Origin of the sequence: Hydrocoleum sp. CS-953, assembly GCF_002260545.1 — a bacterium.
GTDB lineage: Bacteria > Cyanobacteriota > Cyanobacteriia > Cyanobacteriales > Microcoleaceae > Trichodesmium.
Window position 1 is genome coordinate 1 of the sequence record NZ_LGSU01001234.1, and the last position, 8355, is coordinate 8355.

Annotated in this window: 4 protein-coding genes and 1 pseudogene; 4 read left to right on the forward strand and 1 reads right to left on the reverse strand. The window is 35.1% G+C overall.

The window, feature by feature from the left end; all coding sequences use genetic code 11:
• Positions 1 to 308: 308 nt before the first annotated feature.
• Positions 309 to 1298: a DNA polymerase III subunit delta gene (gene holA, locus AFK68_RS20945; RefSeq protein WP_094674777.1), complete on the reverse strand. Its 990-nt coding sequence runs from the start codon at positions 1296 to 1298 to the stop codon at positions 309 to 311.
• A gap of 1953 nt (positions 1299 to 3251) precedes the next feature.
• Here holA and cbiE point away from each other — a divergent pair.
• From cbiE to AFK68_RS20975, 4 genes and pseudogenes are all read left to right on the forward strand, one after another.
• The gene (gene cbiE / locus AFK68_RS20960; protein ID WP_094674781.1) at positions 3252 to 4514 is read left to right on the forward strand and encodes a precorrin-6y C5,15-methyltransferase (decarboxylating) subunit CbiE; all 1263 of its coding nucleotides are present in this window, start codon (positions 3252 to 3254) and stop codon (positions 4512 to 4514) included.
• Between the two features lie 1340 nt (positions 4515 to 5854).
• Positions 5855 to 6391: a methanogen output domain 1-containing protein gene (locus tag AFK68_RS20965; RefSeq protein WP_094674783.1), complete on the forward strand. Its 537-nt coding sequence runs from the start codon at positions 5855 to 5857 to the stop codon at positions 6389 to 6391.
• A 20-nt stretch (positions 6392 to 6411) separates the two neighbouring features.
• Positions 6412 to 6641, forward strand: a pseudogene (locus tag AFK68_RS42180) (methanogen output domain 1-containing protein); the annotation flags it as partial.
• Between the two features lie 446 nt (positions 6642 to 7087).
• Positions 7088 to 8355, forward strand: a 1268-nt coding sequence (locus tag AFK68_RS20975) for an ATP-binding protein (RefSeq protein ID WP_246844318.1), incomplete at its 3' end; no start/stop codon positions are given.

Sequence of the window (8355 nt, forward strand, 5' to 3'; positions counted from 1 at the left end):
TAGCAATCCCAAATAGGTTGTGAACAAAACATTTATTCAATAATTGATAATTGATAATTACCTCTTCCTTTTAGGAAGAGGATTGAATAAAAGGAAAAATTTTTCTTGTTTTTCCTTGAAAGGATAAGCTTTTAACCTTTATTTTTCGGTAAAAATACAACAGGCAACAGAAGTAATAATTTTCCAGTTTTTATCTATTTCTTGATTTTTGATAAATTATTTAGGGTTGCTGTAATTTATTCTAATAAATGTAAGGATAATTAACTATGAATTTTGAGTTTCAGCCCCTGATAGTTTAATCAACTTTTCTAGACATATCTTTTCTGAGAAAATAGCTGACAAAGTTCAATGACTTTGGTTTGTAGGGTAGATATTTCCTCTTTTCCTTGCTTGAGACTTACCTCCAACTCTAGTAATAAAGGTAAGGTTTTCTGTAACTTATTTAATGATAAAGACTTCACCTCCTGTCGTAAAAAATATACCCTTTTAGGGTTGCCTATTTCTGCAGCTTGGGCGATCGCCTTTTCATCTTTTTCTCCTCTCTCTATCATTAATTTTACCCAAAACCATGTTCTAAATTGGCCTACTAAAGTGGCTACTATTCTTAATGGATGTTCATTGTGGGCAATTAAATCTGCTACTAGCTCCAAAGCTTTAACTGTATCTCCCGAACGAATAGCTGTGGCCAACTTTAGACTACTTTGAGTCTGAGACCCCACCAGAGTAGTAATTACTTCTAAATCTAAAACAGTATTTTGAGAAGCATAAAGTTGCAATTTAGTCAACTCACTATGGAGTTGTCGGCGATCGTTACCTAAAGCTTCTGCCAAAAAAGTAATTCCAGCAGGAGTAAGTTTAACTCCTACTTCCTGAGCCATTTCCTTGACTTGCTGCTCCAATAATTCTGTTTTCCAAGGAGGAATAGGAGAAAAATCTCGAACTTGAGCCACTTTTTGGATCAATTTTGTAGACTTAAGTCTTTTATCAGGTTTATTGGAAGTAGTAAATAATAGCACAGTTGTTTCAGGAATTTGAGGTAGAGTCCGTTCCAAATCTTCTAACAAATTTTGTGAGCAATGCTGAGTTATATTAGTATCGACGAGCCAGACAAAACGACTACCAGAACCAAACGGTGGAGTCATGGCCTGATTTAATCCAGTTTGAACTGCATCTGTTGCTGGCGAAATTTTGTCATAATTAAAGCTAGCCCAGGTAGGATCGAGGACAGATTCACGCAAAGCATTAACAGCTTGCATCATTGAATATTCATCCTCGCCAAAGTAGAGGTAAATTGGCATAAGAAGCTATTATTTGACCTAAAAATTTGGGTTTCAAGCCTCCTCTTTCAAGGGGATAAAAAAATAATATTCCGTATTTTGAACCCTCCTGGTTCAGCAGGAGGTACTGATAACTGTTAACTGTTAACGCAGTTCCTCCGATAGGAGGCTAACTGATAACTGAAATGATAAGGGGCAATTAGATTGGACGATACATATCAGAACTACATTAACCGAGTAGCTCAGATGACGCTACTACAAAGTTACAAGTCTCAGTTGGAATATATCCAACCTTCTCCAAAATTTACTAAGCTGGATGGCCAATTTCAGGCTACACCTTTTCCTGGTTATTCGGTAATTACTCCACCAGGGGAAGAGGACTCACAAAATAGTAATTTTTATCAGCATTTACAACAATGTCAAGACAAATTAAAGGAACTATTCGNGAGTAGCTCAGATGACGCTACTACAAAGTTACAAGTCTCAGTTGGAATATATCCAACCTTCTCCAAAATTTACTAAGCTGGATGGCCAATTTCAGGCTACACCTTTTCCTGGTTATTCGGTAATTACTCCACCAGGGGAAGAGGACTCACAAAATAGTAATTTTTATCAGCATTTACAACAATGTCAAGACAAATTAAAGGAACTATTCGGTCCCAGTTTAATGATTCCGGTACCTAGCAATAGTTTTCATTTAACCTTGGCTGATTTAATTTGGGAAAGTGCCTTTATAAATGCTAGTCAAAATAATCCTCAATTTGAGGAAAAATTACGCTCTTGTATTGGAGAAAGTTTTCAGGAGTTATCTATTTCCCCAAATGGCCATAAAATTCAATGGCAAATTTTTGGAATTATAGTCATGACTAGAGCAATTGGTGTTTGTTTAGTGCCAAAAGATGAAGGTTCTTATGAGCAAGTTCTAAAATTACGTCGGTCAATTTATCAAAATCCTAATTTCATTGCTTTAGGTATTGAACAGCAATATCATTTTACTGCTCATGTTACCTTGGGATATTTTGGGGAAATTCTATCAGATTTAGATATTGCTGGTTTGGCAGATAGTATTTCAGAACTAAATCATCAATGGTTGGAAACTACTCCAGAAATTTTGGTAAATCGTGGAGAACTCCGAAAGTTTGATGATATGATGCGGTACTATCAACAACCTGATTGGCCTGTAGTAGATTTACAATGAAATCAGGCCATAAATAAGACCTGACTTCATTAGATATCTCCAGAAAAGAGGGAACAGGGAACAGGGAACAGGGAACAGGGGGGAGTAATTGATAATTTATGGATAAGAATTGNAAATTTTGGTAAATCGTGGAGAACTCCGAAAGTTTGATGATATGATGCGGTACTATCAACAACCTGATTGGCCTGTAGTAGATTTACAATGAAATCAGGCCATAAATAAGACCTGACTTCATTAGATATCTCCAGAAAAGAGGGAACAGGGAACAGGGAACAGGGAACAGGGGGGAGTAATTGATAATTTATGGATAAGAATTGATTTGATTTTTCATTTTTGGAGAAGTCTATTAGTTATATAGATAGAAGAATTGGTGAATATAATTTGAGTCCCGCCGAATAATTCCATTTTCGGCGGGTTATTTCAATTATCAGTTACCGAATAATTAAGGTTTAAAGCCTCTCACTCGCCGTGGAGAAACAATGAATTTATTTTCCTTTTATTCAATCCAATCCGTTTTAGGGAGAGGTANCAATTATTGAACACTTAGTCTCCTGCGGAGGAACTTCATTAACAGTTATTACTCAATACGGTTCAGTTAAGGATTTTTTTTGATCGAATATCTTTTTCATCCCCTGAAAAAGGAAGGCTGGAAACCTGATTTTTTGGTCATTCGCTTATAGAAGTTTTCCAGTCTATAGGGTGTAGACTTATAGAACAATAGGTGAAAAACTAGATGGAGAGACTCAGGGACAAGTAGGGAAAAAAACGTAATTATCGTGACTATAAATGTTATTGGCATAGGTTTAGATGGAGTTAGTGGACTAAATGAGTTAGTACGGAAAATTGTGGAAAGAGCGACTTTATTGGTAGGAAGCGATCGCCATCTCCGTTATTTTCCTAATCATAACGCCGAAACTATTTTACTAGGAGATGTACTTGAGGCAATTGTAGAAATACGACAGCATTTAGATACTCCTAATAGTTGTATAGTGGTTTTAGCTTCAGGAGATCCCCTATTTTTTGGTTTAGGAAGGTTATTAGTTACACATTTCCCAGCAGAAAAATTAAGGTTTTACCCCCATCTGAGTTCTGTACAATTAGCTTTTAGTCGCATCAAAATTCCTTGGCAAGATGCAAAAATAATTAGCGTTCATGGTCGCTCTATGGATGAGTTAATTCAAGCTTTACAGCAGGGAGTTGAGAAAATTGCTGTGTTAACAGATCCAACGAATACACCAAAGGCGATCGCTAATTTGCTACTAGCTTTAAATTTACCAACTACATATCAATTTTGGGTATGTGAAAATGTTGGTAGTGAGGATGAACGGGTGCAAAAATTGTCTATAAATGCAGTACAACAGGAAATATTTGCACCGTTAAATTTGGTAGTATTATTGCGTCAAGCTATAATAGCTAATCAAACTGTAGATTTAGTTAATTTGCCTCTGTTGGGGATACCAGATAATTATTTTTTAAGTTATGATGACCGCCCAGGGTTGATGACGAAACGGGAAGTGCGGGTGTTAATTTTAGCTGAGTTGAGTTTACAACCAGGACAAATAGTATGGGATATTGGTGCTGGAACAGGTTCTGTTTCAGTTGAAATTGCTCGCTTTTGCAGTAATTCTATAGTATATGCAATTGAAAAAACTTCAGCAGGAACAGGTTTAATTGAAGAAAATTGCCGTCGCTTTCAGGTGAAAAATGTAGTTTCTATTCACGGTAATGCTCCCGAAATTTTACATCATCTTCGCCCTCCCCATAGAATTTTTATTGGGGGTAATAGTGGTAAACTCAGAAATATTCTGGGAGTTTGTGGAATTAGAATGCTACCTGGAGGAGTAATAGTTTTAGCATTTACAACTTTGGAAAATTTGCATACTGCTGTGAGTTGGGTAGAGGAAAGAAGAAGGAGCGATCGCTCTTGGAGTTATCGTCTTTTGCAGGTGCAGTTATCTCGTTCTATACCTGTAGCTAATTTAACTCGATTTAATCCTCTTAACCCTGTCACAATTATGATTATTAGTAGAAAAACCTAAGAAAATTTAAGGCGTTGTTGAATGACTGTAGAATATAGATTCTAATTCCTTAAGAATTCAGATAGGTTCATTAATTGATAATGGATAATTGATAATTGATAATTACCTCTGGTTAAAACCGTTCTTGATTTAAAATAAGGAAATATTATTTCTTCTCTTGGTCGATTGGATATGGCGTTTGCTAGCGCAAAGCTCCGCTTTATATGTCGCGCAGCGAAACGCGTAGCGTCCCGGAGGGAAAGGAGACCCGCTCTTGCAGAGCCGCTCCGCTAACGCCATCCCACCCTACGGGAAGCTCCGCTTTTCATGTCGGCTCAAGCGCCGAAACGACCGCTTTTTTCCCCTATCCAAGGGGAGGCTTTAAACCATAATTATTTAATTATTAATAATTCGGTAATTTTGATAACTAAGATATCCGTCCGAAGTCCAGAAATTATCCTCAAAGCAACTCCTATAAAAAATTCTCAACACCTATAGCGCTAGGCACAATACAAAGGTTAAAAGCCAAAATTTACAGCGGTTTCTGCTGTTATGAAGTACATATATTTAGGGTTTTAGGGAACAGGGAATAGGTATGGAGAGAAGTAGAAGCAGGAAGTAAATATTAAAATGTCGTTATATGACGTTTTATATCAGTTTTATGAAGCAGAAATGCTTCTTAATTTGAAACGGAGAGGCAATAAGCCAAATTGATTAATTATCCATTATCCATTGGTAACGTAGTGCTATATAATTTTAGTATCTAGTACCAACTTTCAAAAGAAAAAGAATAAAGAAAACCCAGCCAAAACTAGCTGGGTTTGATCAATCAGGGTGTATCAATAATTAGATTTTCGCATAAATTGTGACAAATTCCGGAAAAGTTGCTAATTTTTCCTAAAAAAACCTCCTTCAAATCTCTTCCTTGTTACCTATTGTCTTCTGGAGCTGTTGTCTACTCTTACAAAAAGAGTTATATCTTTTCTTTTTCATGTCTATAGTCTAATATCAAATCCGGTAGCATCGCATAATTCCTGAGGACTTAGGACTCAGAAGTTAGAAGGGAAGATGAAGAGGGAAAGATTTAAGAATTATAGCAGTTTTCATGTTTTTTAGAGTACAGAGATTTGGGTTTAAAGGAAGAAGGAAGAAGTAATGCAAGTCATGAAGTGAAAACCGCTATAAGTTGCTCGGACATTTTTTTCATACCTAATTCCACAGATTTGATATAACATTTTTTAATAAAATTAGTATAAGAAAAATCTCTTGTTTTTAGTATTATTAAAAAGTATTGTAGTCCAGATATTAAATACAGCTATAGTGATAATAGAAAAGTTATAAAAATCTAAATTATTTTGACTATGAGTTTATCTCAAGATTTTCAAAACCCTATTTCTCAGCTTGATATCACCCTCGAACGAGATATATTCCTCCGAACCTTAATTCGGGAACTATCGGGAACATTACAGGAGGTTGTCGGGTTAGAAGAAGCAGCAGGTTTTATTAGCGTTGTAGGTCAAGCTATGGGAGACCAAATCAATAGTGCTTATAAATCTGCATTGAACGTTTCTAACCTTTCTCGGGAAGAAGTTGCTCAAGTATTAGTAGATTTGAAGAAAAGAATTCAAGGAGATTTTTACATAATTGAGGAGGATGATGAAAAAATTGTTTTTGGTAACCGAGTTTGTCCGTTTGCTGAAAAAGTTATTGATCGTCCTTCTATGTGTATGATGACTTCTAATGTTTTTGGTTCAATTACAGCTAATAATTTAGGGTATGCTAAAGTTGAGTTGCAAGAAACAATTGCAGAAGGTGCTGAGAGCTGTCGGGTAGTAGTTTATTTAAAACTAACAGAAGATGCAGAAGATGCAGAGGGAAGAGAATACTTTAAAGGATAAAAAATCATTTATTTGATTTNTTTTTGGTAACCGAGTTTGTCCGTTTGCTGAAAAAGTTATTGATCGTCCTTCTATGTGTATGATGACTTCTAATGTTTTTGGTTCAATTACAGCTAATAATTTAGGGTATGCTAAAGTTGAGTTGCAAGAAACAATTGCAGAAGGTGCTGAGAGCTGTCGGGTAGTAGTTTATTTAAAACTAACAGAAGATGCAGAAGATGCAGAGGGAAGAGAATACTTTAAAGGATAAAAAATCATTTATTTGATTTATATTATGTCTGGTTAATTAGTGTTGAAAAAAACTTTCTCTGTAATTATGCCTTCCTTTTTGCTCCTGACTCCTAACGCCTCCTTTATTATTTCTAATTATTCAACCGGACATGATATAAATACCTTATTTCTTTTCTATCCTCAAACCTAATTATTAGAACTCATTTTCAGATGTTATCAGAGCTATATCGAGAAGATACAGGGAAGGTAAGAAGTATTTTTCTTTTGCCCATATTGCCTCTCCTAACTTTGTCTTCAGTCCTCAGACTTAATTATTTATAACTTTCAAGCAGAGATAATATTATTTACTGGTTTGAAGAGATAGAAATGATCTTTTGATTTAGCAAATCAAGGCTTTTAGACTTGTCTGAATTATAGAATATTAAAATCTCCCAGAAAGGGGGGAAGCTTTAAACCAGATTTTTTGTGAAAGTATCAAACATGACTCCTGAACAGTTTACTGAATTAGCTAGGGTGTTACCTGAACCCTCTATATTTCTCAATTCAACAGGTGAAATTCTAGCCATCAATAAGCCAGGTACTTCCCTGTTTGAGTTATCTACTAAAGAGTTAAAAGGTAAACAGCTTTGTGAATTTCTCACGGACAAAGAAGAGAATATAAAGAAATATTTGCAGGCTTGTTCAAGAAGTCGGAAAATGGTTATAGGTTCCCTCACAATTCGCACATCTACTGGAAATACAGTTATTTGTCGTTCAGAAGGAGCTGTAATTCAGCCAAAGCAACTTGAATCAGCAGCTCAACTCCTTTTACGTCTGGAAAAAAAGAGTGAAGCCAATAATAGCTTTATTCTACTGAATCAAAAAATTCAGGAATTAAATATTCAAGCCAAGTTAAAGCTGGCCTTACATGAGTTACAAGAAACTCAGATGCAGTTAATTCAGAAAGAGAAACTTTCAGCTTTAGGAAAAATAGCTGCTGGAATTGCCCATGAAATTAATAACCCAGTGAATTTTATCCATGGGAATTTGAGTCCTGCTCAAGAATATGCTCAAAATTTATTAAGATTAATTCAATTATATCAGCAATACTATCCAGAGCCACCTCCAGAAATTCAAGAGGAAATTAAGGAGATTGATTTAGAATTTATCATCGAAGACCTAACAAAATTGCTCCAATCAATGAGTATAGGAACACAAAGAATTCGTGAAATTGTCAGAACAATGCGAATCTTTTCTCGTTTAGATGAATCAGAAATTAAGTATATAGATATTCACGAAGCTTTAGATAGTACCTTAATGATTCTAAAAAATCGCTTGTACTCTACACCTAATTCTCCAAATATTAAAGTGATTAAGAATTACGGAAAATTGCCGAAAATACAATGCTATTGTGGGCAAATTAACCAAGTATTTATGAATATTATCAGTAATGCTATTGATGCCTTACATGAATATCAAGAAAAAAATATTCAAGAGATTAAGGCAAATTCGCCTCAAATCCAAATACAAACAGAAGTATTAAATTTTGATTGGGTTACTATCAGAATTATAGATAATGGTCCGGGAATAAACGAAGAAATAAAGTTAAAATTATTTGACCCTTTTTTTACAACTAAAGAAGTTGGCAAAGGAACAGGATTAGGTTTATCAATTAGCCATGATATTATTACAGAAAAACATGGTGGAAAAATATTTTGTTATTCCCAATTAGGAGAAGGAACAGAGTTTGTTAT

Coding starts and splice junctions, on each gene's coding strand:
- holA (WP_094674777.1), bottom strand. CDS start 1,298: ATGCCAATTTACCTCTACTTTGGCGAGGATGAATATTCAATGATGCAA.
- AFK68_RS20965 (WP_094674783.1), top strand. CDS start 5,855: ATGAGTTTATCTCAAGATTTTCAAAACCCTATTTCTCAGCTTGATATC.